General features: G+C 37.6%; 22 protein-coding genes and 2 riboswitches. Of the genes, 13 read left to right on the top strand and 9 right to left on the bottom strand.

The window, feature by feature from the left end:
• Positions 1–722: 722 nt before the first annotated feature.
• The 4 genes from MWJ95_RS15010 (at position 723) to panF (ending at position 5,391) form a co-directional block, all read left to right on the top strand.
• A complete protein-coding gene (locus MWJ95_RS15010) occupies positions 723–2,243 on the top strand; it encodes a hypothetical protein (protein ID WP_249106498.1) in 1,521 nt (506 codons plus the stop codon).
• A 261-nt stretch (positions 2,244–2,504) separates the two neighbouring features.
• Positions 2,505–3,365: an alpha/beta fold hydrolase gene (locus MWJ95_RS15015; protein ID WP_249106500.1), complete on the top strand. Its 861-nt coding sequence runs from the start codon at positions 2,505–2,507 to the stop codon at positions 3,363–3,365.
• Between the two features lie 317 nt (positions 3,366–3,682).
• Entirely contained in the window at positions 3,683–3,946 is a 264-nt protein-coding gene (locus MWJ95_RS15020; protein ID WP_249074674.1) for a YhdT family protein, read from the top strand.
• Positions 3,946–5,391, top strand: a complete 1,446-nt coding sequence (panF, locus tag MWJ95_RS15025) for a sodium/pantothenate symporter (protein ID WP_249074675.1) — start codon at positions 3,946–3,948, stop codon at positions 5,389–5,391. Before MWJ95_RS15020 ends, panF begins: the two co-directional genes overlap by 1 nt.
• A 641-nt stretch (positions 5,392–6,032) precedes the next feature.
• Here panF and MWJ95_RS15030 read toward each other — a convergent pair.
• A complete protein-coding gene (locus MWJ95_RS15030; protein WP_249106502.1) occupies positions 6,033–6,815 on the bottom strand; it encodes a TSUP family transporter in 783 nt (260 codons plus the stop codon).
• 126 nt (positions 6,816–6,941) lie between these two features.
• Here MWJ95_RS15030 and MWJ95_RS15035 point away from each other — a divergent pair, with 126 nt between their 5' ends.
• Positions 6,942–7,724 carry a TrmB family transcriptional regulator gene (locus MWJ95_RS15035; protein ID WP_249106504.1) on the top strand — a complete coding sequence of 261 codons (783 nt, stop codon included), beginning with the start codon at positions 6,942–6,944 and terminating at the stop codon, positions 7,722–7,724.
• A gap of 81 nt (positions 7,725–7,805) precedes the next feature.
• On the opposite strand, the gene MWJ95_RS15040 is transcribed toward MWJ95_RS15035, so the two are convergent.
• On the bottom strand, positions 7,806–8,177 hold the full coding sequence (locus MWJ95_RS15040) for a nucleotide excision repair endonuclease (protein WP_249074678.1): 372 nt from the start codon (positions 8,175–8,177) through the stop codon (positions 7,806–7,808).
• A 194-nt stretch (positions 8,178–8,371) separates the two neighbouring features.
• Positions 8,372–8,481, top strand: a riboswitch (SAM riboswitch).
• A 141-nt stretch (positions 8,482–8,622) separates the two neighbouring features.
• On the opposite strand from MWJ95_RS15040, the gene metA reads away from it, so the two are divergent.
• A complete protein-coding gene (gene metA / locus MWJ95_RS15045) occupies positions 8,623–9,558 on the top strand; it encodes a homoserine O-acetyltransferase MetA (protein WP_249074679.1) in 936 nt (311 codons plus the stop codon).
• Between the two features lie 152 nt (positions 9,559–9,710).
• Here the strand turns inward: metA and MWJ95_RS15050 are convergent, their stop codons facing one another.
• From MWJ95_RS15050 to plsY, 6 genes are all read right to left on the bottom strand, one after another.
• The gene (locus MWJ95_RS15050) at positions 9,711–11,339 is read right to left on the bottom strand and encodes a GerAB/ArcD/ProY family transporter (RefSeq protein WP_249106506.1); all 1,629 of its coding nucleotides are present in this window, start codon (positions 11,337–11,339) and stop codon (positions 9,711–9,713) included.
• Between the two features lie 22 nt (positions 11,340–11,361).
• On the bottom strand, positions 11,362–11,595 hold the full coding sequence (locus MWJ95_RS15055) for a hypothetical protein (RefSeq protein WP_249074681.1): 234 nt from the start codon (positions 11,593–11,595) through the stop codon (positions 11,362–11,364).
• A 3-nt stretch (positions 11,596–11,598) separates the two neighbouring features.
• Positions 11,599–12,798 carry a Ger(x)C family spore germination protein gene (locus MWJ95_RS15060; protein ID WP_249106507.1) on the bottom strand — a complete coding sequence of 400 codons (1,200 nt, stop codon included), beginning with the start codon at positions 12,796–12,798 and terminating at the stop codon, positions 11,599–11,601.
• A gap of 14 nt (positions 12,799–12,812) precedes the next feature.
• Positions 12,813–14,360 (bottom strand): spore germination protein, encoded by a 1,548-nt coding sequence (locus MWJ95_RS15065; RefSeq protein WP_249106508.1) that lies wholly within the window; start codon positions 14,358–14,360, stop codon positions 12,813–12,815.
• Positions 14,361–14,488: 128 nt separating this feature from the next.
• Complete coding sequence (locus tag MWJ95_RS15070; protein WP_249074684.1) at positions 14,489–14,779, bottom strand: HesB/YadR/YfhF family protein; 291 nt, start codon at positions 14,777–14,779, stop codon at positions 14,489–14,491.
• Positions 14,780–14,798: 19 nt separating this feature from the next.
• Positions 14,799–15,401: a glycerol-3-phosphate 1-O-acyltransferase PlsY gene (gene plsY, locus MWJ95_RS15075; RefSeq protein WP_249074685.1), complete on the bottom strand. Its 603-nt coding sequence runs from the start codon at positions 15,399–15,401 to the stop codon at positions 14,799–14,801.
• Positions 15,402–16,083: 682 nt separating this feature from the next.
• On the opposite strand from plsY, the gene parE reads away from it, so the two are divergent.
• The 7 genes from parE (at position 16,084) to MWJ95_RS15110 (ending at position 24,605) form a co-directional block, all read left to right on the top strand.
• Positions 16,084–18,063: a DNA topoisomerase IV subunit B gene (gene parE, locus MWJ95_RS15080; RefSeq protein WP_249106510.1), complete on the top strand. Its 1,980-nt coding sequence runs from the start codon at positions 16,084–16,086 to the stop codon at positions 18,061–18,063.
• On the top strand, positions 18,056–20,488 hold the full coding sequence (parC, locus tag MWJ95_RS15085; protein ID WP_249106514.1) for a DNA topoisomerase IV subunit A: 2,433 nt from the start codon (positions 18,056–18,058) through the stop codon (positions 20,486–20,488). Before parE ends, parC begins: the two co-directional genes overlap by 8 nt.
• A gap of 306 nt (positions 20,489–20,794) precedes the next feature.
• Positions 20,795–20,904, top strand: a riboswitch (TPP riboswitch).
• A gap of 177 nt (positions 20,905–21,081) precedes the next feature.
• A complete protein-coding gene (locus tag MWJ95_RS15090; protein WP_249106516.1) occupies positions 21,082–22,077 on the top strand; it encodes an ABC transporter substrate-binding protein in 996 nt (331 codons plus the stop codon).
• Position 22,078: 1 nt separating this feature from the next.
• Positions 22,079–22,369 carry a thiamine-binding protein gene (locus tag MWJ95_RS15095; protein ID WP_249074689.1) on the top strand — a complete coding sequence of 97 codons (291 nt, stop codon included), beginning with the start codon at positions 22,079–22,081 and terminating at the stop codon, positions 22,367–22,369.
• On the top strand, positions 22,369–23,139 hold the full coding sequence (locus MWJ95_RS15100) for an ABC transporter permease (protein ID WP_249106559.1): 771 nt from the start codon (positions 22,369–22,371) through the stop codon (positions 23,137–23,139). Before MWJ95_RS15095 ends, MWJ95_RS15100 begins: the two co-directional genes overlap by 1 nt.
• On the top strand, positions 23,117–23,866 hold the full coding sequence (locus MWJ95_RS15105) for an ABC transporter ATP-binding protein (protein ID WP_249106518.1): 750 nt from the start codon (positions 23,117–23,119) through the stop codon (positions 23,864–23,866). The genes MWJ95_RS15100 and MWJ95_RS15105 overlap by 23 nt, the downstream gene beginning before the upstream one ends.
• Positions 23,856–24,605: a TatD family hydrolase gene (locus MWJ95_RS15110; protein ID WP_249106519.1), complete on the top strand. Its 750-nt coding sequence runs from the start codon at positions 23,856–23,858 to the stop codon at positions 24,603–24,605. Before MWJ95_RS15105 ends, MWJ95_RS15110 begins: the two co-directional genes overlap by 11 nt.
• A gap of 136 nt (positions 24,606–24,741) precedes the next feature.
• Here MWJ95_RS15110 and MWJ95_RS15115 read toward each other — a convergent pair whose 3' ends face one another.
• Positions 24,742–26,160, bottom strand: coding sequence for an aminotransferase-like domain-containing protein (locus MWJ95_RS15115; RefSeq protein WP_249106521.1), 1,419 nt, complete (start codon positions 26,158–26,160; stop codon positions 24,742–24,744).
• Positions 26,161–26,167: the final 7 nt, after the last annotated feature.

Consider the following 26,167-nt stretch of genomic DNA (forward strand, 5'->3'; position numbering starts at 1 on the left):
ACTTTCGCATGCTGAAGAATGGGGTTTGCGCTTCGGACATCCTTTTGGTCTCTAGTTCGGCGTCTGGTAACGATAAAAAGCGTGGTGTTCCTACGAAAAACTGAATATTGAAATAATTGCAGATTCCATAGTATGCTTGTGATTTAATAAATCGTGTAATAATTTACTGAGAATAGAAATATTTATTGTAAGTGGCTAATTATCGCGTACCATATTTTAAATTAATGTGACTATGTTCTGAGGCTTTGGAAGGGTTGTTATTTCTACACTTTTTGTCAATTTTCTCATCCTCTTCAGTGAATATTCTTCCCGTGACTTTTCTTTTTGTGTCCAAAAACGAATAAGGATTTAATTAATTTTTAAAATTATAAAGCAAAACTCATCTTGACGATTACCAATCAGCCCCTTATCGGAAGTATGTTTATAAATTTGAATTTATTAAATTAAGATGGGATTTATTTTAAAAATTAATTAATAAAGACTGCTTCAAATTTGGGGGAATCATAGAAACGAGGTGATACTAGAATAAAACTCGCATGATTTCACGTTTAACCACGTTGTACGACAACAATGAGGCTGAAAACGAAGAACTCAACTCCATAAGAAATTGAGCGTTTAACCACGTTGCACGATAGCAATGAGGCTGAAAACGAAGAGACCTGACTTCAGAAATTCGGGGAATATAAAATCAATTTTCTTTTATAGTGGAGGTAAAAGAATACATGAAAATAACTAAAAAGATTTTATTGTTTTTGCTTGTTTTAATAGTAATGATTCCGTATGTAACCATAAACGCGAGCGCCAAGAGTACTGGCAACAACGGCAATCAATCTGATCCGATAGGTGAAAACCCAGCGTCTTACCCACTACATCAAGCCGATCAAGCGCCTATTGACTGGTTAAGTTACAGACAGGGCGAAACCTTTGACCTTAGTGAGAAAAAGGGAGAAACTGACTTTGTTAAAGGCTACACAGCTGACGGCGTGGGCATTTTCTGGCACTTTATTAACCCTGATAAGCTCGGCGGTTACGCGAACATCAATTTCGTTGACGAAAACGGCAAAATAGTAGAATTTAAAAACGTTCAATCTTACAAAAGTAACCAACACTTTGGTGTTGTTACCGATTATGGCTGGAAACTTCTAAGCGCAGAATATTTCCCGCAAGAAGCTCCTAAAAAAGGTGCAACACAGTTCAACCTGAGCCATACAGCCGGTAAATTGCCTGTAGTACAGCCTGCTGTCGGTTCGCTAAACGTAAATGTTGACGTAACAAAACAACATGAAAAAATAACATATCAACCTGTATGGCAAAAAAAATATCAGCCCGTCTGGCAAAAAGAATACCAACCTTACTACGCGCCCGTTTATGCAAAAGATGTATCTACTGACAACACAGACACATTGGTAAGCTTGTCTAGTAATGCATTTAAAAACGGTCATACTTATGTTCCGGTTAATGTGGCTGCTGCAAGTGCTGATGGAGGCAGTTGGTTTGATATTGCGGATTCAAGTCCTCAAAACAGACCGAATGGCTATAAATATAATGTGAAAATAGCGAATGGCAAACTAACAATTTCCTTTGATGATAGACTCATAGCAGCAAATGTCGGTGCTTATGTTGTCAATAACCCTAAGGATTTTCCAGGAAACGCTCCAGCCCATTTTGGTAATTCAGTTTCTGTCGATATGCCAGCAGGTTACGGTGATGTAGTTTATCTGTATTTCCATAATGCAGGCGGACTTAAATGGTATACAACAGGTAAATATGAATTTAAGGAGTATAGATGGGTACGAACTGATCTTGTAGCTGATTACAAGGTACGAGATGACCTTGTAGCTGATGAATTTGTACGAAATGATAAGGTCGGCAATGAATTTGTAAAAGATAAGTATGATGTCAAGTTCACGTTGGTTGTTACCGATGAAAATGGCAATGAGGTTTACAATGGTGGGATCAATAACGGCGACGAGTTTTCTTTAGATAATCTTAAACCAGGCAAATATACAAGTGTTCTTCGAGGCGACGACTTTGACGATGTAACTAAATCTGTAACAGTTGTTGCGGGTGAAAAAGCAAGCGCGAACTTTGACAATATAGTAGTAACAGACAAAGACTATGTGGAAGAAGAATATCTTGAAAAAATTTATCTTGATGTTATCTATCTTGATAAAATCTATTTGAAAGATATCTATCTAAAAGATATCTATCTGGATGATGAATATGCCATCTATCTTAACTAAAACAACAGCAAAAAATAAAAATCTACAATCATATGATGGTTATCCTCATTAGGTAATGATTTTGGGCATGAGTTCTTTGTATCGGACTCATGCCTTTTTATATTGTCTTAATTCGTATTGGACTAACGGTGTAGATTAGTAAAAATTTAGTTTTGTTAAATTATGGATTCTCGTGTTGTTAATAGGCTAGAATAAAGAATGTAATATAATCTTTATGTAAATAAGGGATTGGTAGGAAATTTGGTTATAAGAAGGAGCTATATGAGTATATACAAAACACAATCTGGAAGAGAAATGTCGCTAAAGCTTTATGATGCTCAATTGGAAAAATTGGATTATTCATGTAAGGATGTTTACGTTCATACTCGTTTTGGAAGAACACATATTGTTGAAACTGGCAATCTATCGGGTGAACCTTTGTTAGTATTTCATGGTGGGAATAGTACGACTGCCTATAATTTACTAGCTTACAGATTCCTGCTGAAGGAATTTCATATCTATGCAGTTGATATTATTGGTCACCCTGGAAAAAGTGATGAAGTTAATCTTTCTCCTTATAATTATGATTATGGAAAGTGGGCAAGTGAGGTTATTACAAAGCTTGGGTTTGATAAAATAGCTTGTTTTGGGACATCGTTTGGAGGCGGCGTTTTGGCAAAACTGATGTGTATCGCACCGGAAAAAGTAAAAAAATCAGTATTAATTGTGCCATCAGGTATTAACAATGCATTTCCAATCACTACTGTGAAAATGATAATACCACTACTCAAATATAAACTAACAAAGAAAGAAAAATATATAAAAGAAACAGCTCTATTTATGGCTATTAAAGAAGATATTCTTGATAAAGATACTTTGGATATGGTGAAAGATAGTTTTGATCATGTAAAAACAAAAGTAGGGATGCCATCTAATGTGAGTGAAAGATTAATGCAACAGTGTAAAGCACCGACACTTATTATAGCAGGAGAAAAAGATTGTTTATTTCCCGCCCAAAAAGTATTATCAAGAGCAAAAAGAATTATACCAAATAACACGGTTCATATGCTAAAAGGGTGCGGACACATGCATATGTTGCCAGAGCCTGAAAAGAAAATGATCGTTGATTTCTTAAGTGTTTAGGCACTTTAAAGTCCATTGAAAAATAGAACTCCCACGAAAGAACTTAACGATTTTTCATTTTCTATGGTGAAGTTCTTATTTTGGCGCTTCATGAATGGCTAACGGGGTGCGTTCGTTAACAAAAACATTTAAATGGATAAAAGTGAAAATCTGAATGATGACGAGAGAAAAGCAATGAGGGTCAGCTTTTTGCAATTTGTCGTTAAAATGATGACGTCTTATTTTAATCAATTTTCGAAATGTCATTTATTTTTTTCACAAAGGTTCCCATAATACGAACATATCAGTAAAATAGAGTAGGTTAGGGGGACTGTATTTTGAAAGATCAACGTTTTAAAATTGCGCATCGAGAGGCGCTTATCGGTATCGGACTTGTGATCGTTAACTTTGCGATTTGGTTTGGTTTTGCCTATGGACTAGGCTCTGGTGATCCGAAAAGCTATACGTATGTTTTCGGTTTCCCGGCATGGTTTTTCTATAGTTGTATGGCAGGGACAGGCTTTATGATTATTTTAATCTGGCTAGTCATGAAACTCTTTTTCAAAGAGGTACCATTTGACGATGAGGAGGTGGATCAATAATGCATTGGCAAGTTATTTTTCCACTGTTGTTATTTTTAGTCATTATCTTTGGTATTGGTATTTGGGCAAATAAGCATATACGCTCCTCTAATTCATTTTTACAGGAGTACTTCCTTGGTGGACGTGAAATGGGAGGCTTCATTCTTGCGATGACAATGATTGCTACGTACGGTAGTGCAAGTAGCTTTATTGGAGGTCCAGGTGTTGCTTATACGAAGGGGCTAGGCTGGGTATTACTGGCGATGGCTCAGCTTCCAGCAGGTTATTTTGTGTTAATGATTTTAGGGAAGAAATTTGCTATTATCGCAAGACGTTATCAAGCCATTACGTTAATAGACTTTTTACGAGAACGCTATAAAAGTCATACGATTGTTATCCTATCTGCCATTAGTATCATTATCTTTTTATTTTCAGCGATGATGGCACAATGGGTAGGTGGAGCTCGATTAATTGAATCATTAACTGGCTTAAACTACACTACTGCACTCTTTATTTTTGCGATTTCTGTATTAGCTTATGTAATTATTGGGGGCTTCCGTGCTGTTGCATTGACAGACGCGGTACAAGGTTCAATTATGGTCATCGGAACTGTTATTTTATTAATCGGGACTATCATAGCTGGTGGAGGAATTGATCATATTATGGCCTCACTTGTCGCTGAGAATCCCAATCTAGTGTCTCCATTTGGAGCAGAAGGTGAATTAACGCCATTATACGTTTCTACATTTTGGATTTTGATAGGTATCGGGGTTGTAGGACTTCCACAAATTGCAGTTCGTGCGATGAGCTATAAAAATTCCAAAAGCATGCATTTAGCGATTATCATTGGCACTATTGCCATTGGGACAATCATGTTTGGGATGCATCTAATCGGTGTTTTAGCACGACCAGTGATGCCGGGTATTGAAATTGGTGATAAAGTCATGCCGCTACTGACATTGAAGGTTTTGCCACCATTTTTAGCTGGCGTTGTCTTAGCAGCACCTATGGCAGCAACGATGTCTACAGTGAATGCGCTACTTATGCTTGTTAGCTCAACCGTAGTGAAAGATATTTACTTGAACTATATAAAGCCAACTGCTAATGACACAGAAATAAAGCGTGCGAGCTTTATTGTTACTGCAGTGATTGGTTTAGCCGTAATCGTATTTGCACTAAATCCACCAGATTTATTAGTATGGCTTAATTTATTTGCTTTTGGTGGACTTGAGGCAGTCTTTATTTGGACGGTCGTTTTAGGACTATATTGGAAAAAAGCCAACAAATATGGAGCAATTGCGTCAATGATTTCAGGGATGACTTTGTATATTGTCATTGATCGTTTTTATCCTTCCGTCTTTGGCATGCATACTGTGACAATCCCAATTGTCGCATCCTTCTTCATTTTTGTTATTGTTAGTTTATTAACGAGTCATAAATTTAAAGACGAAAAGTTGTTTATCTAGCAAAGAAAACGCCGTAGAGATAGAATTCTACGGCGTTTTCTATTGTAGGCAAAATGAATGAGATGGATAAAACCTTCGAAGCGACGGAAAGAATCTCCGAAGTGGCGGATAGAACCTTCAAAATAATGGATAGAACGTCCAAAGTCGTGGAAAGAACCTCTGGATTCGGGGATAGAACTTGAAACGACGGAAAGAATCTCCGAAGTGGCGGATAAAACCTTCGAAATGATGGATAGAACCTCCGAAGTGGCGGATAGAACCTTCAAAATGATGGATAGAACGTCCAAAGTCGTGGAAAGAACCTCAGGATTCGTGGATAGAACTTGAAACGACGGATAGAACCTTCGAAGTGATGGATAGAACCTTCGAAATGATGGATAGAACGTCCAAAGTAGTGGAAAGAACCCCAGGATTCGTGGATAGAACTTGAAGCGACGGATAGAACCTTCGAAATGATGGATAGAACTCGAAGCGACGGTTAGAATCTTCAAAACGACGGAAAGAATCATTGGAACGACGGAAAGAATCCTCGAAGCGACGGAAAGAATCAATGGAACGACGGATACAACTTGAAGTGGAGGAAATAATCTCTTCGAAATGAAGGGATAGAAAGTTCGTCGACAAACTAAAACGCCGTAGAGTTAGATATCTACGGCGTTTTTTATATAATCATACGCATTTTTAGTGAGCAAGGTAATCGTTACGATAATAAATAATATGCGAACAAAGCCGCTACCTTTTTTTATCGCCATTCGGGATCCCATAGTTGCACCGGCAATTTGAGCGATCCCCATCAGTAAACCGTAGACATAATGAATTTGACCTAAGTAGGCGAACATTAAAAGGCCCGCAAAATTACTTGCTAAGTTTAAAAATTTGGCATTTCCTGCTGCCTTTAAAAAATCAAAGCCGATTAATAAAAAGCTAAAAATTAAAAATGAGCCAGTTCCTGGACCGAGAAATCCATCATAAAAACCAATGCAAAATAACAATAACATGAATAAAACTAAGTGCGTAAATTTTAAATTTTTGACTGCAGCTACTGAACCCCAGTCTTTTTTGAAGATTGTATAGACTGCAACAGCTGCAAGCATTATAAGCATTAGTGGTTTTAGTAATTCAGGATTGATTAAATGTACGGTCCATGCACCAAAAAGCGATCCAATAAAGGCTAGGGGAAAGTATTTGAGTACCGAACGAATTTCTAGTTGACCGGAACGATAGAAGGAAATAGTTGATGTTAAAGACCCCATTGTACCAGCAAGCTTATTGGTTGCTACGGCTGCTGCTGGATTTAACCCCGCAAACATAAGGGCAGGTAATGCAATTAAGCCACCACCCCCAACGACCGCATCCACAAAGGCGGCTAAAAACCCAAAAGATAGTAACAATATGACTACATTTAAATCTACATCAAATAGCATGTTTACACCTCTTTAGATAGTTACTACTGAAATAGTAACTAAAATTCATTAAGCTGTAAAGACCTATTTTTTTCGTTGGCTTATCTTCATAGCCTTGTCTTATAATAGAGGAAATGGAGGGATTCGATGGAATTATTAATCGCCCAATTAAAAGAACTGGGATTCACAGAATATGAAGCAAAGGCCTATACGGCACTCGTACAAAATAAACATGTTAGTGCCTATCAAGTAAGTAAAAATTCCGGTATCCCACGCGCAAGAATATATGACATACTTAATGGACTCGTTGAAAAAGGGTTAGTATTAAAAGAAGAAACGGCAGATCAAACGACATACTCAGCCATTCCAGTTGCTGTGTTTTTACAACAAATTCAGCACCGTTGGCAATCGAATTTCACATCAATTAGTGATCAATTAGAAAAATTAGAGGTAGAAGAGCAGGAAGCGGAGCATAAGGTTGTCACCTTAAAAGGAAAAGAGGCAATCGTCAATTATTGTCAGTCATTATTAAAAAAAGCGGAGAAAAAAGTTATATTATCGATGTGGGAAGATATGTTTGAAGAATTGAGAGAGGATATACAAGAGGTCTCTCAACATATTCCGGTTCATGGCATTTCATTGTATGTGGATGAAAATATTGCTTCCATAGACCAGCATCGTATTACAAACTATACGAAGAAAACCTCCACACCGCATTGGTTTATCCTGTCAGTAGATAGTCAAGAGATGATTTATGGTCATTCACCGTCAAATCAAGAAATGGCCTTTATTACAAATGATCCTGTTCATATTTACTTATTAGAGGATTATATATGGCATGACGTGCTGGTCAATCGACTATTAAAGCGCGATGATCAGGAACTTGAGGAATGGATTACTAAAGAACGAAAAGCCTTTTTCTTAGATTAAAAAAAGAATCTGCAAGCCATCAGTGTAGTAAGCTACATAGATGACGAGCAGATTCTTTTTTGTTAAAAAGTATTTTTTATTTTAATAAAAAACTTTATCAACATTGTATTTAGCGCGGAATGTATTGATCGCGTATGTTTCGTAAATTTCACGTTCCATTGGATCATCTACTTCATACACTTCAATTTTGAAAACTTCATCACGGTGATTTTTCATCGGAGACACATTATCCTCAAAATGCTTTTTAATACGTTGGCGAATTTTACGTGCTTTACCGACAAATAATAATTCATTCTGTTCATTGTAGAATAAGAATATGCCGCCTTTTTCACGTGTGATTTTATGGAAGTCAATAAAACCGAAGTATGGAGTGATTGGTACATCACCTGGCTTTAAATCTTGTTCGCGTTGGCGAATTACTAAATCTGGTTTTGGGAATTCAATTTTAATCAAACTTTTCACGTTCCTCTCTGTTACTAAAGGTATATGTTAACATAATTACAGCTTGTTTACCATAAAATATGTAGACATAACTTTCACATTAGTGTTAAACAAATACCATAATGACATGCATGATTAATAACGAAATATTCTATGTATTATTGATATTCTTAATTGTTCATGTTACAATTCTTTTTAATTAAATAATCTTATCAAGAGAAGTTGAGGGATTTGGCCCGATGACGCTTCAGCAACCTCTAACAAAAGTTAGAAAGGTGCTAATTCCAGCAAAGGATTATCCTTTGAGAGATAAGAGTGAACGTGGACTTAATCCTTCTCATTCTATCTCATATGGAATGAGAGGGATTTTTTAATTTTAAGTCTTATTGAGGTTTGCGGGGTGCCCGTTGCACTAATTGATTTCAACAGAGAGAAATAAAAGAGAGGGGAATGCAAGATGCCAATTAATATTCCAAAAAACTTACCAGCTGGAGAACATTTACGAGAGGAAAAAATCTTCGTAATGGAAGAGGATAGAGCAAAAACGCAACAAATCCGGCCGTTAAATATCTTAATTTTAAACTTAATGCCAGAAAAAGAAAAAACAGAGCTGCAATTACTTCGTTTATTGGGGAATACACCGTTACAAGTGAATATTACATTTTTAAATACCGCTACGCATGAATCGAAAAATGTCAGTAAATCACATTTGCAGTTATTTTATACGACTTTCAATCAAATTCGCCATCGCCGCTATGACGGCATGATTATTACGGGTGCACCAGTAGAAAAAATGGCATTTGAAGACGTGAACTATTGGCAGGAAATTTCACAAATTATGGATTGGTCAAAGCATAACGTAACATCGGTTCTACATATATGTTGGGGCGCACAAGCGGCATTATATCATCATTATGGTATCGGCAAAATTGAGCTTTCTTCTAAATGTTCAGGTGTCTATTCTCATGTCATTACGGATTTAACAGTGGATTTAGTACGAGGTTTTAGTGATTTATTTACGGCACCACATTCTCGTTATACATCTGTTTCGATTGATGAAGTCCGCAACCATCCTGATTTACGATTACTGTCTTATTCAGAAGATGCTGGCGTTTTCATCGTGCAATCTAAGGATAATAAAAATATCATGATTACCGGTCATCTAGAATACGATGCGACAACGTTAGCTGATGAGTATAATCGTGATGTCGCGAAAGGATTAGATATTGAGGTACCGGTGAATTACTTCCCAAATGACGATCCAGTAAATGAACCACTTAATACGTGGCGTGCCCATACGCATTTATTATTCTCGAATTGGTTGAATTACTACGTTTACCAAGAAACACCATACGAATGGGATTTTGTTGATGAGATTGAATATCATATTTAATTTCTTTCAGCACTTGTCTTTTGTAGCGTAAGCTCAGAAGTAAATGTAAAGAAAAAATGATGACCTTGATTACGTCAGGGGCATCATTTTTTAATTTCTCTATACTTAAACTTCATGTCATTCACGGCTTCCGGAGATAAACTACTATGCTGTTATTTATCTGATGAATTTCCACTCCTATCACTATTTGGTGTATTGCCTGTATCACTTTCATTTTGAGTAGAATTATTGCTATCACTGCTACTGTCACTTTGGTTAGAATTATCGCTACTACTATCATTTTGAGTGGAATGATGGTTGTTGCTACTACTATCACTCTGACTAAAATTCTCGCTATTGCTACTATTACCATCCTGAGCAGAATTATTGCTATTGCTACTACTATCACCCTGAGCAGAATTCTCGTTATTGCTACTACTGTCACTCTGACTAGAATTATTGCTATTGCTACTACTATCACCCTGAGCAGAATTCTCGTTATTGCTACTACTGTTACTCTGAGTAGAATTATTGCTATTGCTACTATTACCACCCTGAGTAGAATTATTGCTATTGTTCCCGCTATCACTCTGAGCGGAATTATTACTATTGTTACTTTGCGTAGAATTTTCGTCATTACTATTACTTTCACTCTGAGAAGAATTACCGCCATTGCTGCTACTATTACTTTGTGTAGTATTTCCTTGATTACCGTTGATTTTTCGAATCATTGCAACAATTAATAATAATAGCGGCAAACTAACTGTGAAAACGCCTGAAAACAATGGCCAAATTTCTCTATTGTAAGTGTAGGAATGTACGATATTAGGATGAATAATTTGCGAAAGACCAATGGTAATTAAACCTATTGGAAAAATGAGTGGTCGATGATCTTTGATCTTACATACTTGAGCTATACCAATGACTGAAGCATAAAAATACATAAAAGTTCTAATAAAAATAGAGATAATCCACATGACCGCCATAATCACTTCAATACGCTGCACAAAATTTCCGATAGAAATTCTTTGGGCTAATGCATAGCTGGGGGATATGCGGGCAGCGGTATTAGCAGGACCTAGGACAAGAATACATAGAATGATGATGATAATTAAAATAAGCCCCCCGATCATCGAGCCAATGTAAAACCCTTTTTGTGCCGATTTATGGACATTGACAGCAGAAGGGAAAATCATTAATAGCACGGCAAGCGGGAATGAAAAAAGACTTATAAATTGAAACATACTAAAGCTAATCGATTTTGGGGATGCTTCCAAAATTGGCTTTATATTTTCTATATGAATTTGTGGAGAAATACAAATGACAAAAACAATAAAAATTAAGATGAATATTGGGAAAAGTATTTCCGTAGACCGTGCAAAAACTTCAATCCCTAGATATGTAGCATAGACGATGATGATACCGAACAGCAGTGCAAAAACCATAGTAGGCGTCTCAACCATTACCTCTGTTTTCATGAAAGCCCCTATAAAAAATAATAATTCACCTGCAGAAAGTAAGGTAAGAGAGATAAAACCAAGCGCGGTAATTTTTCCGAAAAAACGACCTAAGATGGTTTCATTCGCCTCTATAAATGTTTGTGTTGGTGTTCGATTTCCTAAAGCGACGAATAGCTTTACTAAAAGTAAACTAATAGCGACACCGATGATCGCTACAATCCAAGCATCTTGTTTTGATTCACTTGTTACAGTTGAAGGGATAATTAAAATGGCTGTACCAATAGAAAAGAGAAGGGTAATAATCATAAATTGTCTTGAACTAATTATTTCTTTTTCCATCATGAACATACCCCTTTCTCTTAATTCATTTTGTTAGGGAGATAATTAAATCTCTAATTGGTGAAAAAATAAAGGTAACCAAGTCTAGTGGGCTTGGGATTTTGAGCCTTAGTGAGACCCCGATATTTAATGCAGCACCGATCAATAATAAAATCGAAAAAATAACGATTGCTTTCTTTTCTTTATTCTTTTTTAATGTCGGAATGATGGCAAGGGCAATACTAGCTGAAATTAGTAGTATGACTATCGTCATAATCATTTCTTATTCTCCCTTCGGCTTATTCACTAATGAGTTTTCCATCGTCCCTGTTCCTTGTGTGTTAACATGTACTTCAACTTTCACTGGTAGTTCTTGAAATACGGTGAGCCAGTCTTTTTTTATTTTTTTCCACTCTTTCGGATTTGTGCGGTGGAGTACTTCACCAAATCCAAAAATATCGACCCGGTAATTTTGCTGAACGGTATGGATTGTTTCTTCGATTCGTTTTTTAATAAGTTCTTCTGTTTTTTTACTTACATATTTAATCGATTTTTCTTTAGTAAGATCTATATGGCATTCAACTTCTCCGACATTTTGGTCAATATCTATAAGAACATTGATTTTTGGAACTCCTTTTTCAAATTTACCTTTTATCTTTGTCTTGGAGTGCGTAATTTCTGTAGATAACGTACCTCCTTTAGGGCAAGCAATAATTTCAATTGTATTTTCAATTTTATCCCTTAAAAAGCCTAGACTTCTACTTTCCTCTTCTGTTAAAAGTCCAATAAGTTTATCTTCTTTAAATACAGCCAAGCCTGCATATTTTAATAGCGTAGAGGATTTCGATCTTTTAACATTTGTTTGCTCCTCTCCCATATTTTTATCCCCTTGTATTTCAATAGCTGACATGACTACACTTTTTTCTTTGTCATTTAATGTATTGATTAATTCGTCAATTTTAATGGATTGAGTTGTACCCCAAGTTTTCTCAGATGTTTTAAGAGAATTTAACATTTTATTTGCTGGTACTTTTTCGATGGGTGTTAATACATTTAAAACTTCATCAGCAGTCGCGTCATGCGCTACGATGACATCGAAATCATTTCTGAATTCATGATCTCTTGAAATTAAATCTAATGGTTCATTCATTCCTTCTTTTGCTAATTCATCACCGAGCACAACTATTTGAAGATGCGCAAAATAAAGTTTTCTGGCTGTTACTGTTGTCATTTTTCTAATTGCCTCAAAAACCGTTTTACCTTTTGAATGGTAGGTAATAACGGGGGATCGTCCTGTTGAAGGCTGTTTTGAGGAAATTTCACTAGGATCCACGACTTGAACAATTATTTCAAATTCATTATCTAATTTATCAATTCCTAATCCTACGACAATTGCTAATTCATTGAGCTCACGCTTACTCCAGCAACCACTTAAAAGTACAGTAAGAATCATTAGTAAACAAATTGCCTTAAATTTTGACATGGTTCATTCCTCGTTTACACTTTCGTTTGATTCCTTTTTTTCGTATTAAAATATTTCTGCCCCCTAACCGTGTTTTTTTGACTGATTAAGCGCGGTCTAGTCAATAAAGCTCTACGAGGGAACAACACGAGTGCATCTTTTTGATCTTGTAAAATTAATGGACCGAATGGACTTAAATATGGAACACCGAAAGTTCTCAAACTACATAAGTGTAGGATGATAATCATCAGACAAAACATCAAACCGAATAATCCAACTATTGCTGAGACAATCATTAATGGGAAACGCAGTGCGCGCACTGTATTGGATAAGCCATAAGCAGGGAACAAGAAGCTACAAATGGCTGTTAATGCCACAATAATGACCATCACTGCTGAAACGATTCCAGCTTCCACGGCTGCTTGACCAATCACTAATGTGCCTACAATGGATACGGCTGGTCCAATCGTTCTTGGCATCCGAAGACCCGCTTCTCGTAACACCTCAAAGGCAACCTCCATTATGAGTGCCTCTACAACGGCAGGGAAGGGGACTCCTTCACGTTGAGAGGCAATACTGATCAACATTGGAGTTGGTAGCATTTCTTGATGGAAGGTAGTGATTGCCACATAAAGGGATGGCGCCACCAAGGCTAAGCTTATTCCAAAAAATCTTAAAAGGCGTACAAGAGAACTAATCATCCAATGCTGATAATAATCTTCAGCAGATTGTAAAAAGGATGTAAATAGGGCTGGTACAATTAGGACAAACGGTGTACCGTCCACTAAAATAGCAATTTTACCGTCTAATATTTCACCAGCAATAACATCAGGTCGTTCAGAATTATAAACTGTAGGGAATATGGTGGTTTTAGAATCTTGAATAAAATCTTCAATGTAGCCGCTTTCTAAAATACCATCAATATTTATACGATCTAATCGGGAAAGAATCTCTGCTACTATTTTTTCATTCGCAATGCCGTTTAAATACATAACAGCAACTTCCGTTTTTGTTACTTCACCGATTATTCTGGATTTGATCCAGAGATTCGGACTTTTAATTTTTCTACGGATCAGGGCCGTGTTCGTACGTAATGTTTCTGTAAAGGATTCCCTTGGACCTCTAATGACCGACTCTGTTGATGGCTCCATAACGGCTCTATCTTTTGCGCCTTGAGTACTTGTTACGATACCAGTTGAAGATTCATCTACTAAAATGACCGTATTACCATTCAAAATTGAATTGTACAATGCTGAAAAATGAAAAATATCATTCACATCGCCGACTGTTAAACAAGAATCTCTTAAATATCGAATAATTTTTTCTATTTCTGCATCATTATTATCATCAATATCAAGCATTAGTTTATCAATTACAGCATTAGAAATGCTTATTTTATCGGATAAGCCATCTACATAGATGATGGCTAACGTAAATTGTTCGGCTTTTCCAATGGTAATTTCTCGAATGACAAGGTCATTACTATTCCCAAGTGTATTTTTAATCATTTTCAAATTTTGCGAAAGAGAACTATACAGTTGGTCATTGTTTTGGGAGGTATCAGCAATTTTAGAAATAGACATGTTCTTTCCTCCTCAAGATTTTACATAAATATAGAATGTACAACTTTGAGAGAAGATAAACCAAGGTTGGAAGTGTTTCATATAAAAAAAGCAGTGTTCCCTTCGCATAAACGAAAGGAAACACTGCTTTATTTTTTATATTCATATTTTAATTCGTCATTTGAAGCATCCACATCTACATATAAATCGTGATCATTGAAAAACCATAAATCTTTTTCATCAATATAGTAGGTAATATCGTCAATCACTGTCTTTACACCGATTTGGATTGGTTCTTCACGTGTCATACCGAGAGAAAAGCCTTCGTGAAAAGGACTGGAACCACCGTATCTAGCATAAAAACGAATTGTATCTCCGGATTCTACTTCCATCTCTTGTTGAAACCATTGCAGGGCTTTATCTGTTAGTGTGATATTCATTCGAATGTTCCTCTCCTCGTTATAGCCATTTCACCTTTGGTTCGGTACCATTTTTAATGCGGACAATATTTGCTCGGTGACGATACATGATAAAGGTAAATAAACATGCTACTAAAATACCTAACGCAAAATCACCGGTAACAAAATAATAAACGATTGAATAGATTAGTGCTACTAAAGCGGCAATCATAGAAGTTAAGCTTACAATTTTCGTTATTTTTAATGTTACAATAAAAGCAATAAATAGTAAGACAAATAGAGGCCATGAATAACCTAAAAGAACACCTGCCGATGTTGCTACCGCTTTCCCACCTCGGAAACCAGCAAAGATCGGGAACATATGACCAATTACGGCTACTAGTCCAAGAATTAGCGAGTGAATGGAGACTTCAGAGAATACAGGAAGAGCTGCAAGTAATACGGCTGCCGTACCTTTTAAGACGTCCATAATTGTCACGACAATTCCTGCTTTTTTTCCTAGAATACGAAATGTATTCGTCGCACCTAAATTACCACTTCCGTGTTCACGAATATCCGTTTTATAAAAAATTTTGCCTATCCATAATCCTGAAGGTATTGAGCCGATTAGATAAGCACATAAAATAATAAGTCCATTTAGCATAGCTGGACTCCTTTCATTCATAAATTATCACTTGGTACTAATAATATGTAACAATTATTTTACACTTTTTCTTTATAATCTACAATGTCATGAAGGAGATTTCTTCGTGTATCTTGAATTCATTACAAAAGATAACTATTTTGCAAGGATTTCTATGTATTTAAACTGAGGTTAGGCTTTTTGACATGATTCATGTAGACAGCATGAAAGCCCTTTCTAAAAATATAGGTAAAATGGCAATTTTGTCAATCACTCATTCCTTTGGTAGAATAGAAGTCTATCTTTAATTTCTAGAGTAAGCTAGTATGAATCTTCTTTAGGCAGAAGAAACCCATTTAGTATTGGACTGTATATTTTTCTGAGAATATTCAAATGCTTTTTAATGAAAGTTCAAAGCCTTCAGCGTTTCGTTAAAAAAGAGTAATGAGCAGAAGTTAGTCATTTGTTGTTTTATTTATGCAACTAAAGCTTGCTGCCCTACGTCAAGGGAATAGAAGAGTTCTTAATACATATTGAAGCAACTATTGCAAATTTTTCTTTCGGTAAACAGATCAAAACGACGAAGCTGTGAGGAAATTTTAAAAATTTATTGGGCCTGACACTAGATATTGTTAGGAAATGCTATTATTATTAGGAAGAGAATATAAATAGAACATGCGTTTGTTTTTTGGAGGGGAATTTTTTGGCGAATAAACAGTCACCAAGCGTCTATAATGATGACGCCATTCAAGTATTAGAAGGATTAGAAGCGGTACGAAAACGACCCGGCATGTATATCGGTTCTACAGATGGCCGTGGACTTCATCACCTAGTATATGAAATCGTAGATAATGCGGTGGATGAAGCACTGGCTGGTTTTGGTTCTCATATCATTGTCACTATTCATAAAGATCAAAGTATCAGCGTTCGAGACTTCGGCCGAGGAATGCCAACAGGTATGCATAAAATGGGGAAACCAACTCCTGAAATCATCTTTACAGTCTTACATGCTGGTGGTAAATTCGGACAAGGCGGCTATAAAACAAGCGGTGGCTTACATGGTGTAGGTTCTTCTGTTGTGAATGCTTTATCAACTTTTTTAGAAGTAACAATTCATCGCGATGGTAAGAAGTATCGTCAGCGTTTTGAAAATGGTGGTCATCCTGTTACGACATTAGAAGAGGTAGGACAAACAAAACAAACAGGAACGCTTGTTCATTTTCTACCAGATGACACAATTTTCTCTGTAACAAAATACAATTATGATACGCTTGCAGAACGTTTACGTGAATCAGCATTTTTATTGAAAGGCTTAAAAATTGAGTTAATCGATGAACGCGAGGAAGGCAAAAATGATGTTTTCTTTTATGAGAACGGAATTGAAGCTTTCGTTGCTTATTTGAATGAGGAGAAAGATGTACTTCATCCTGTAAAATATGTGGAAGGGATTCAAGATGAAATCGAAGTAGAATTTGCCTTCCAATACAACGATGGCTACTCAGAAACAATTCTTTCATTTGTTAACAATGTACGTACACGTGACGGCGGGACACATGAAACAGGAGCTAAGTCTGCGTTAACGCGTGTTTTCAATGAATATGCACGCAAAATAGGTTTGTTAAAAGATAAAGATAAAAATCTTGAAGGGACAGACATTCGAGAGGGCTTAGCGGCGGTTGTTTCTGTTCGTATACCAGAGCATTTACTGCAATTCGAGGGTCAAACTAAGGGTAAGCTTGGGACGAGTGAGGCACGTTCGGCCGTAGATAGTGTTGTTTCGGAGCAAATTTTATATGTGCTTGAGGAAAACGCTGAATTGTCTGCATCTCTTGTGCGGAAAGCTATTCGTGCGCAACAAGTACGTGAAGCGGCTCGAAAAGCACGTGAAGATGCGCGAAACGGCAAGAAGAGTAAAAAAGGCAGTACAATTCTTTCTGGAAAATTAACACCTGCACAATCTCGCAATGCAGCGAAAAACGAGCTGTATTTAGTCGAAGGTGACTCAGCAGGAGGCTCTGCAAAACAAGGACGAGATCGTACGTTCCAAGCGATTTTGCCATTGCGTGGTAAAGTCATTAATACGGAAAAAGCAAAGCTTCAGGATATTATGAAAAACGAGGAGATCTCAACGATAATTCATGCCATTGGTGCTGGTGTCGGTGCAGAATTCTCAGTTGAGGATTCTGCTTATGACAAAGTCGTTATTATGACCGATGCTGATACGGACGGAGCGCATATTCAAGTGCTGCTGTTAACGTTCTTCTATCGTTATATGCGACCATTGATTGAAGCTGGAAAGGTATTTATCGCGTTACCACCACTTTATAAAATCTCAAGGGGTACTGGTAAAAAAGAAGTGATTGAATACGCTTGGACCGAAAATGATTTACAAAAGGCTATTAAAAAAGTTGGAAAGGGTTACATATTACAGCGCTATAAAGGTCTTGGTGAGATGAATGCTGACCAGCTGTGGGATACGACGATGAACCCTGATACGCGTACATTAATTCGTGTAACAATTGAGGATGGTGCACGTGCTGAAAGACGTGTGACAACATTAATGGGCGATAAGGTAGAGCCGCGCCGTAAATGGATCGAAGCCAATGTAAACTTCGGTATGGAGGATGATTCAAATATTTTAGACAATGAATTCATCCAACAAGAGGAGGACCAACATGAGTAGTACTGAAAAGTTTCAAGATTTACCTTTAGAAGAAGTCATGGGTGACCGTTTTGGTCGCTATAGTAAATATATTATTCAAGACCGCGCGTTGCCTGATGCACGTGACGGTCTTAAGCCTGTTCAACGACGTATTTTATATGCAATGTTTACGGAGGGCAATACGAACGACAAACCATTCCGTAAATCAGCAAAAACGGTCGGTAATGTTATCGGTAATTATCACCCTCACGGTGACAGCTCAGTCTATGAAGCAATGGTCCGCATGAGTCAGGATTGGAAAGCGCGTCATATGCTTATTGAAATGCACGGGAATAATGGTTCTGTTGATGGTGACCCACCGGCCGCGATGCGTTATACAGAGGCAAGACTTTCTGCTATTGCAGCGGAGATGCTACGCGATATCGGCAAGAAAACGGTTGAATTTGTACCAAACTTTGATGATCAGGATATGGAGCCAACTGTTTTACCAGCGCGTTTCCCGAACTTACTAGTCAACGGCTCAACGGGTATTTCGGCCGGCTATGCAACGGATATCCCTCCGCACGCACTTGATGAGGTGCTAGACGGTGTTCTTATGCGCTTAGATAACCCTAATACGACTGTTGATGAATTAATGACAGTCATTAAAGGGCCTGATTTCCCAACTGGTGGTATTATTCAAGGTGTTGATGGTATTAAAAAGGCATACGAAACAGGTCGCGGTAAAATCATCGTGCGCGCGCAAGCAGTTGTTGAGCCCATTAAAGGCGGCAAAGAGCAAATCGTTATTACTGAATTACCATATGATGTTAATAAAGCGAATCTTGTAAAGAAAATCGATGAGCAACGCGTAGATAAACGCCTTGAAGGAATTTCGGAAATTCGTGATGAATCGGATCGTACTGGCCTACGTGTAGTGATTGAACTGAAAAAAGATGTGCCTGGACAAGGGATTTTAAATTACTTGTTCAAAACAACTGATTTACAAGTAGCCTATAATTTTAATATGATTGCGATCCATAATCGTCGTCCGACAATGATGACATTGCCATTGTTACTCGATTCTTATATTGCCCATCAAAAGGAAGTCGTAACGAACCGCTCCATTTACGATTTGCAAAAGGCTAAAGATCGTTCGCATATTGTGGAAGGCTTGATAAAGGCGTTGTCCATTTTAGATGAAGTCATTGCAACCATTCGTTCTTCAAATGATAAACGCGATGCCAAAACAAATTTACAGGAGAAGTTTGGCTTTACGGAAGTGCAATCAGAGGCTATCGTGAGCTTGCAATTATACCGTTTAACGAATACGGATATTACTGAATTACGTGCTGAACAGGAAGAGTTAAATAAATTGATTGCGAAGCTAGAAGGTATTCTTAATAGCGAAGCAAAACTTGTACGTGTCATTAAACAAGAACTACAGGATATTAAAAAGCGTTTTTCAGAGCCACGTCGTTCAAAAATCGAACAAGAAATTGAAGAAATCAAAATTACATTAGATGTCCTTGTGCCAAGTGAAGAGGTCGTTGTGACAGTTACAAAGGATGGCTATATTAAGCGTACATCTACACGCTCACATGCAGCTTCGAATGGTCAGGATTTTGCGATGAAGGATTCCGATTATTTATTATATGAAGCAAATTTAAATACACAGCATCATTTACTATTATTCACAAATCGAGGCAATTATATTTATCAGCCTGTCCATGAACTACCTGATATTCGATGGAAGGATCTTGGTCAGCATATTTCCAGTATCGTGCCGACTGGGGAAGATGAGTCTATTATTGCTGTATACGGTTTTGAAACATTCGAACAGGCCAATACGTATATTTTAACAGCTACGAAGGATGGACAAATTAAACGCTCCCCTGTAGCTGATTATGCTGTTACACGCTATTCGAAACCAATCAAAACGATGAATGTTAAGTCAGGCGATGAAATGATTTTTGCAGACATTGTGACGGACGAGGCAGAACTAATGTTAACGACAGATACTGCCTATGCGATTCGTTTCCCAATAGAGGAATTGCCGGTAACGGGTGTCAAAACAGGTGGCGTCAAAGGGATTACGCTGAAAGATGGAGAAGCATTAGTCGGCATCAATGTTTTACCGCCAAATGACACGGCCTATGTTGCGATTGTCACACATCGCGGTGCTGTGAAGAAAATGAATGTTGCCGAAGTAGAAATGACAAGTCGTGCAAAACGCGGCTTAAAAGTATTAACAGAGTTAAAAGCGAACCCACATCGTATCGTGGCTGTCAAAAAAGTTACTGATGAGGAACAGCTTACAATCGAGACGGAAAAAGGCGTACAAGAGATTCTTGATGTACAAGCATTAACCCGAGCAGATCGCCACTCCAACGGCTCCTTTAAAGTAGATATTGCGACAGACGGTGCCATTTCACATGTCTTTACAGTCAAAAAAGAAGAGAAATAAAATTCGTTTATCTAGCCCATGCTCTTTTTGAGAGCTGGGTTTTTTTTATTTGTTTTTTCAGCTGATAAACTAGGGCAATCGCTGATAAACTTCTGATATTCGCTGATAAAGTAACAGAATCGCTGATAAACTCCCAATTATCGCTGATAAAGAAAATTTCATCAATGGACTGGTCTATGTCAGAAAATGGAGTTTTTGAAGATAGAGATTTATGCTGTTAAATTTATATTTACTGCGCAATCGGTAAACAGAGCCTTGTCATTTCCGGATAGTTATGGGTATAATAATCATCGAAAAGTTCATATGGAAAGAATGTAGGGGGGCTGGTGTTGCCAGCTGAGATTGTGTCCGATAGATGCTGACCCTTTGAACCTGATTTGGCTCGTACCAGCGTAGGGAACATCTATTCAAAAAAAGAAAGTTTTTGATACTGATTGTATAACGTCTGGGAGGAATCCTAGGCGTTTTTTATGTTTTTCGGACTTTTTGATGCATGCACAGGCCTTTCGTATAAAAAGACTATGAATACGCTTTCTTCTGGTACAGACATTCATTCATGAACACTTTCACACTACTTACTTGGAGGATTCGGCATGAAAAAATGGTTATTGGTCCTAATGGCTGCACTTTTCACATTAGCGAGTTGTAGCGAAAAAGAGGCTAAAAAGGATGCTAATGGATTAACAAAAGTATCGGTGGTTCTTGATTGGACACCGAACACAAATCATACAGGTTTATATGTCGCGGAAAAACTGGGTTACTTTAAGGAACAGGGCTTAGATGTTGATATTGTATTACCTGGTGAAGCGGGTGCAGATCAGCTCGTAGCGTCTGGGAAGGCTCAGTTTGGCGTAAGCTATCAGGAAGGAATTACTCAGGCGCGTGTGCAGGATGTACCTTTAGTATCGATTGCAGCGATTATTCAACATAATACTTCTGGCTTCGCATCTATCGCATCAAAAGGTATTACATCACCAAAGGATTTTGAAGGTAAAACATACGGTGGCTGGGGTGCACCACTTGAAAAGGCTGTATTACAGTCACTTATGCAAACAGAAAATGCGGATATTAATAAGTTAGATATCGTCAATGCAGGCGATTTAGATTTCTTCACAATGATGAAAAAAGATATTGATTTTGCATGGATTTATTATGCATGGACAGGTATTGAAGCAGAACTTCGTGGTGAAAAGCTGAACATGCTTTATTTAACAGATTATAGCAAGCAGCTAGATTATTACACACCTGTACTTGCTACAAATGAAAAAATGATGAAGGATGATCCTGAGACGGTAAAAGCATTTGTCGCTGCTGTAGCAAAGGGCTATGAGTATGCAATAAATCACCCTAATGAAGCAGCTGATATTTTACTAGAAGCGGTTCCTGATTTAGATAAGAATCTTGTGCATAAAAGTCAGGAATGGCTAGCAGATAAGTATCAAGACGACGCTACACAATGGGGTGAGCAAAAACTAGCAGTCTGGGAAAACTACGCGAAATGGATGGCCGACAACAAAGTTTTAGAGGGCGAGTTTAACGCAAAACAAGCATTTACAAACGACTTTTTACCGAAAAAGGAGACAAAGTAATATGGCAAACTCATTAATAAGTGTACAAATTATCCCGAAAACTAAAACATATGAAGATGTGATCCCCTTTGTCGATGCAGCGATTGCGGTTATTGACGCATCAGGGGTGAAATATGAAGTGCATCCGTTAGAAACGACAATGGAGGGCGAGCTAACGACTTTGCTACAAATTATTGAAAAAATGAATGCTAAGATGGTTGAGCTCGGAGCAATCAATGTTATTACGCAAGTGAAAATTTTATATCAGCCATCTGGTATTACAATGGATACGCTAACGGAGAAATACAAGTGATGAAGCAAGCTTTCAAACAAGGAAGGACGATAATTTTTATCGCCTTCCTCTTATTCATCTGGGAACTAATTGTCCGTTTTGCTGATATTCCACATTGGCTTTTGCCTACACCGAGTGCCATTTTGAAAGAAGGTTCTCAATCGTATGAGACGTTTGTGCCACATGCTTTAGCGACTGTTCAATTAGCACTTCTAGGCCTTGCCATTGGCATATTGTGTGGACTAACCGTTGCCGTATTATTACATCGTTTTACGTTCGTTCGGGAGTTATTTTACCCTATTCTCATTATGTCACAGAATATCCCTGTACTCGTCCTTGCACCGCTATTGATCATTTGGTTTGGTTTTGGTTTATTGCCAAAGCTTATTATTATTTGTCTTGTGTGCTTTTTCCCTATTGTTATTTCAGCCATGGATGGCTTTCGTCAAACTGCGCCTGAGCTGAAGCATTATTTTGAAATGATTGGTGCAACGAAGGCACAAACTTTTTGGAAGCTTGAATGGCCCTATGCGTACCCATCGATTTTTTCGGGCATAAAGATTGCGGCAACTTATAGCGTAATGGGGGCTGTCATTGCGGAATGGTTAGGTGCGAAAAAGGGGATTGGTGTCTATATGACATTGGCACAATCTTCATTTAGAACAGACCGTGTATTTGTAGCGATTTTTGCCATCGTATTTTTAAGTTTACTATTATTTAGTGCGATTCGATTAATAGAAAAATTTGTTGTGAAGGGGAGAGGATTTCATGCTGAGCATTCAAAACATTGACAAATCCTTTGATGCTCTTCCGGTCATTTGTAATTTATCTTTTGAGGTGAAGGACGGGGAATTTGTTGCAATTATAGGTCCGTCAGGTAGTGGAAAAAGTACACTCTTTCAATTAATTGGTGGTGTTACTTCTATTGATGCAGGTGCTATTTTATTAAACGGTACAGATATCCAGCAAACAAGAGGAACGATTGGCTATATGCCTCAGCAGCCATGTCTATTACCGTGGCGTACGATAGTAGAAAATATCACGATAGTGGATGAGCTTCAAGGAAAACCAAATGTCAACGATGCGAAGGAATGGTTAGACAAAGTGGGACTCGCAGCGTTTGAACATGCGTATCCTAATGAGCTGTCGGGTGGCATGCAACAGCGGGTATCGTTTATTCGCGCCATCGTTAGTAACAAACCTATTTTGTGCTTAGATGAGCCATTTTCTGCACTGGATGAGTTTACAAGGCTTGAAATGCAGGCCTGGCTTTTATCAATTTGGGAAAAATATCGAAAATCTATATTGTTCGTTACACATAGTATTGAGGAAGCTCTCTTTTTAGCGGATCGTATCATTGTACTGACGAAGCGGCCGGCGACGGTGAAAAAGGAAATTATCGTACCGTTTGCAAGACCACGACAAGAAGAAATTCGCCATTCTGCTAGCTTTACGGCATTGAAACAACAGTTATTCACGTATTTAAAAGAAGAAAAGGATGAGGCGAATGTTGATTGATGCACATATTCATTTAGATCAGTATGAGGAAAATGAGGTTCCTGCTTTACTAGAGGAAGCTGAACATGTAATTGCCGTTAGCATGAATCTTCCATCATGTGAGAAGACGTTGAAGCTGTCGAAAGCCTACGCAAAAGTAAACGCAGCGTTTGGCTTTCATCCGGAACAAGCTTTACCTAGTGAAACGGAGGAAGAGGCCTTATTTGGTTGGATTCGCAAACATGCGCATGACATGGTGGCAATTGGCGAGGTAGGGCTGCCTTATTATTTGAGGCAGGAACAGACTATTGATGATCATCCGTATGTGGCATTGCTAGAACGATTTATTGTATTGGCAAAGGAATTGAATAAACCGATTGTCTTACATGCTGTTTATGAGGACGCGGCGATTGTTTGTGATTTGCTAGAAAAACATCATGTAACAAAAGCGCATTTTCATTGGTTTAAAGGCGATGAGGAAGTGGTTGAACGGATGATTTCTAATGGGTATTTCATTTCTGTCACGCCTGATTGTACGTATGAGACTGAAATTCAACAACTTATTAAACAATACCCAATCGAGCTCATGATGGTAGAAACAGATGGACCATGGCCGTTCGAAGGTACTTTTGACAATAAACGAACATCACCTTGGATGATGGATCATTCGATAGAGGTTATCGCATCGATAAAAGGGCTTACAACACAGGAAGCGGCACACATCATTACAAGAAATACGACCACATTTTATCATTTATAGCGAATTACGCAGCTGTTCTTTAAAAGAACAGCTGTGTTTTTGTTTAAAGTATCAGAATCGCTGATAAAAGAGTTAGAATCGCTGATAAAACGCCAAACATCGCTGATAAAAATATTAGAATCACGAAAGGCCCCCGTCACTTTGAGAGTGATAGTGCCAATGTAACAAACTTTTTTACCCCTTCACGTAGTTGTTTTTCATTTGTATAAGAATAGCTTAGACGTATCCAGGATGAAAGTTGTTTCAATGGATCACAAATTTGACCTGGTACAAAGGATATAGAGTTTTCGATACTTTTGGTTAATAATAACTCTGTTGGAATATTATCTGGGAGTTGCACCCATAAATTAAGACCTCCTTTTGGACTGGTCCATTTCCAATCTGTTACTGCTAGTTCTTTCTCCATGATTTCCTTACGAATCTGTAGGGCAATCCGGATTTTCTCCAAGTGCTGCTGCAATCTTAGTGATGAAAAGTAATGGAGAAAAACTTTCTGATTGAGAAGTGGTGAACCATTATCGGCTAACGATTTTACTGTTAGTAGTGATTTCATTAATGATGATTGACAAATAACAGCTGCAATTCTCAAGCCAGGTGAGATATATTTGCAAAAGCTTCGGATATAAATGACTGTCCCAGCAGTATCATATGTGTAAATGGGTGGTGGCGGGGCATGATCAAAATAGATGTCGTGATAGGCGTCGTCTTCAATTAATAGACATCGATATCGTTCAGCTAATTCTAATAATTTTTTGCGCTGATCAACTGAAACAGTGTAACCAGTCGGGTTATGGAATGTTGGGTTGAGATAAAAAAGAAGTGGTTTATATTGTTTCATATATAATTCAACCTGCTTTAAATCGTACCCGTCTGGATGGATATCAACCGTTACAATCTGAGCTCCTTGTGCTCTAAAAATATCAATCGCAGCACTATAGCTAGGACGTTCAAATAAAACGACGTCATTTGGCTTAATGAAAGTTTGAGCAATTAAGTGGATCGCTTGCTGTGAGCCAGAAGTGATTAACAGATCATCTGCATTGAGATGAGTTTTATACTGATTGATAAAATATTGAGTAAGTGTTTCACGTAGCTCTAAATCACCTTGCACAGTTGAGTAGGTTGCAAGAACTTTTGGATAAAGATCAAAGACTTTCTTTACGTAATCTGAAAAATAATGATTAGGCAAAAGATTTGGATCAATTAATGCCTGAGAAAAATGATAGGAAACCGGTGTTTGATGGATTTCAGATAAATGATTTTTTTGTACGTATGCAGAAACAATTGGATTGTCCAGATATAGATATTCAGGATTTTTTGTCTCATTTGATTGGACAAAATAGCCTGCTTTATCTTTTACATAAACTTTGTCATGCTGTTTCAGTAATTGATAGGCCTTTAATACAGTTAATCGATGAACATTCATTTCAGATGCTAATTGCCGGACGGAGGGAATCTTTTCATGTTCTTTCCATTCTTTACGTTCTATTTTGTGCAGTACATAATCATAAACCTTCTTAAAAAGATAATTTCCATTTTGAATCGCTTTGCTCACATCGATT

It is taken from the genome of Lysinibacillus sp. Bpr_S20, assembly GCF_023337835.1.
Classification (GTDB): domain Bacteria; phylum Bacillota; class Bacilli; order Bacillales_A; family Planococcaceae; genus Lysinibacillus.

Excerpts from the sequence above, each read along its gene's own strand:
- MWJ95_RS15010 (WP_249106498.1), top strand. The coding sequence starts at position 723 with ATGAAAATAACTAAAAAGATTTTATTGTTTTTGCTTGTTTTAATAGTA.
- MWJ95_RS15015 (WP_249106500.1), top strand. The coding sequence starts at position 2,505 with ATGAGTATATACAAAACACAATCTGGAAGAGAAATGTCGCTAAAGCTT.
- panF (WP_249074675.1), top strand. The coding sequence starts at position 3,946 with ATGCATTGGCAAGTTATTTTTCCACTGTTGTTATTTTTAGTCATTATC.
- MWJ95_RS15030 (WP_249106502.1), bottom strand. The coding sequence starts at position 6,815 with ATGCTATTTGATGTAGATTTAAATGTAGTCATATTGTTACTATCTTTT.
- MWJ95_RS15035 (WP_249106504.1), top strand. The coding sequence starts at position 6,942 with ATGGAATTATTAATCGCCCAATTAAAAGAACTGGGATTCACAGAATAT.
- metA (WP_249074679.1), top strand. The coding sequence starts at position 8,623 with ATGCCAATTAATATTCCAAAAAACTTACCAGCTGGAGAACATTTACGA.
- MWJ95_RS15050 (WP_249106506.1), bottom strand. The coding sequence starts at position 11,339 with ATGATGGAAAAAGAAATAATTAGTTCAAGACAATTTATGATTATTACC.
- MWJ95_RS15055 (WP_249074681.1), bottom strand. The coding sequence starts at position 11,595 with ATGATTATGACGATAGTCATACTACTAATTTCAGCTAGTATTGCCCTT.
- MWJ95_RS15060 (WP_249106507.1), bottom strand. The coding sequence starts at position 12,798 with ATGTCAAAATTTAAGGCAATTTGTTTACTAATGATTCTTACTGTACTT.
- MWJ95_RS15065 (WP_249106508.1), bottom strand. The coding sequence starts at position 14,360 with ATGTCTATTTCTAAAATTGCTGATACCTCCCAAAACAATGACCAACTG.
- MWJ95_RS15070 (WP_249074684.1), bottom strand. The coding sequence starts at position 14,779 with ATGAATATCACACTAACAGATAAAGCCCTGCAATGGTTTCAACAAGAG.
- plsY (WP_249074685.1), bottom strand. The coding sequence starts at position 15,401 with ATGCTAAATGGACTTATTATTTTATGTGCTTATCTAATCGGCTCAATA.
- parC (WP_249106514.1), top strand. The coding sequence starts at position 18,056 with ATGAGTAGTACTGAAAAGTTTCAAGATTTACCTTTAGAAGAAGTCATG.
- MWJ95_RS15090 (WP_249106516.1), top strand. The coding sequence starts at position 21,082 with ATGAAAAAATGGTTATTGGTCCTAATGGCTGCACTTTTCACATTAGCG.
- MWJ95_RS15095 (WP_249074689.1), top strand. The coding sequence starts at position 22,079 with ATGGCAAACTCATTAATAAGTGTACAAATTATCCCGAAAACTAAAACA.
- MWJ95_RS15100 (WP_249106559.1), top strand. The coding sequence starts at position 22,369 with ATGAAGCAAGCTTTCAAACAAGGAAGGACGATAATTTTTATCGCCTTC.
- MWJ95_RS15105 (WP_249106518.1), top strand. The coding sequence starts at position 23,117 with ATGCTGAGCATTCAAAACATTGACAAATCCTTTGATGCTCTTCCGGTC.
- MWJ95_RS15110 (WP_249106519.1), top strand. The coding sequence starts at position 23,856 with ATGTTGATTGATGCACATATTCATTTAGATCAGTATGAGGAAAATGAG.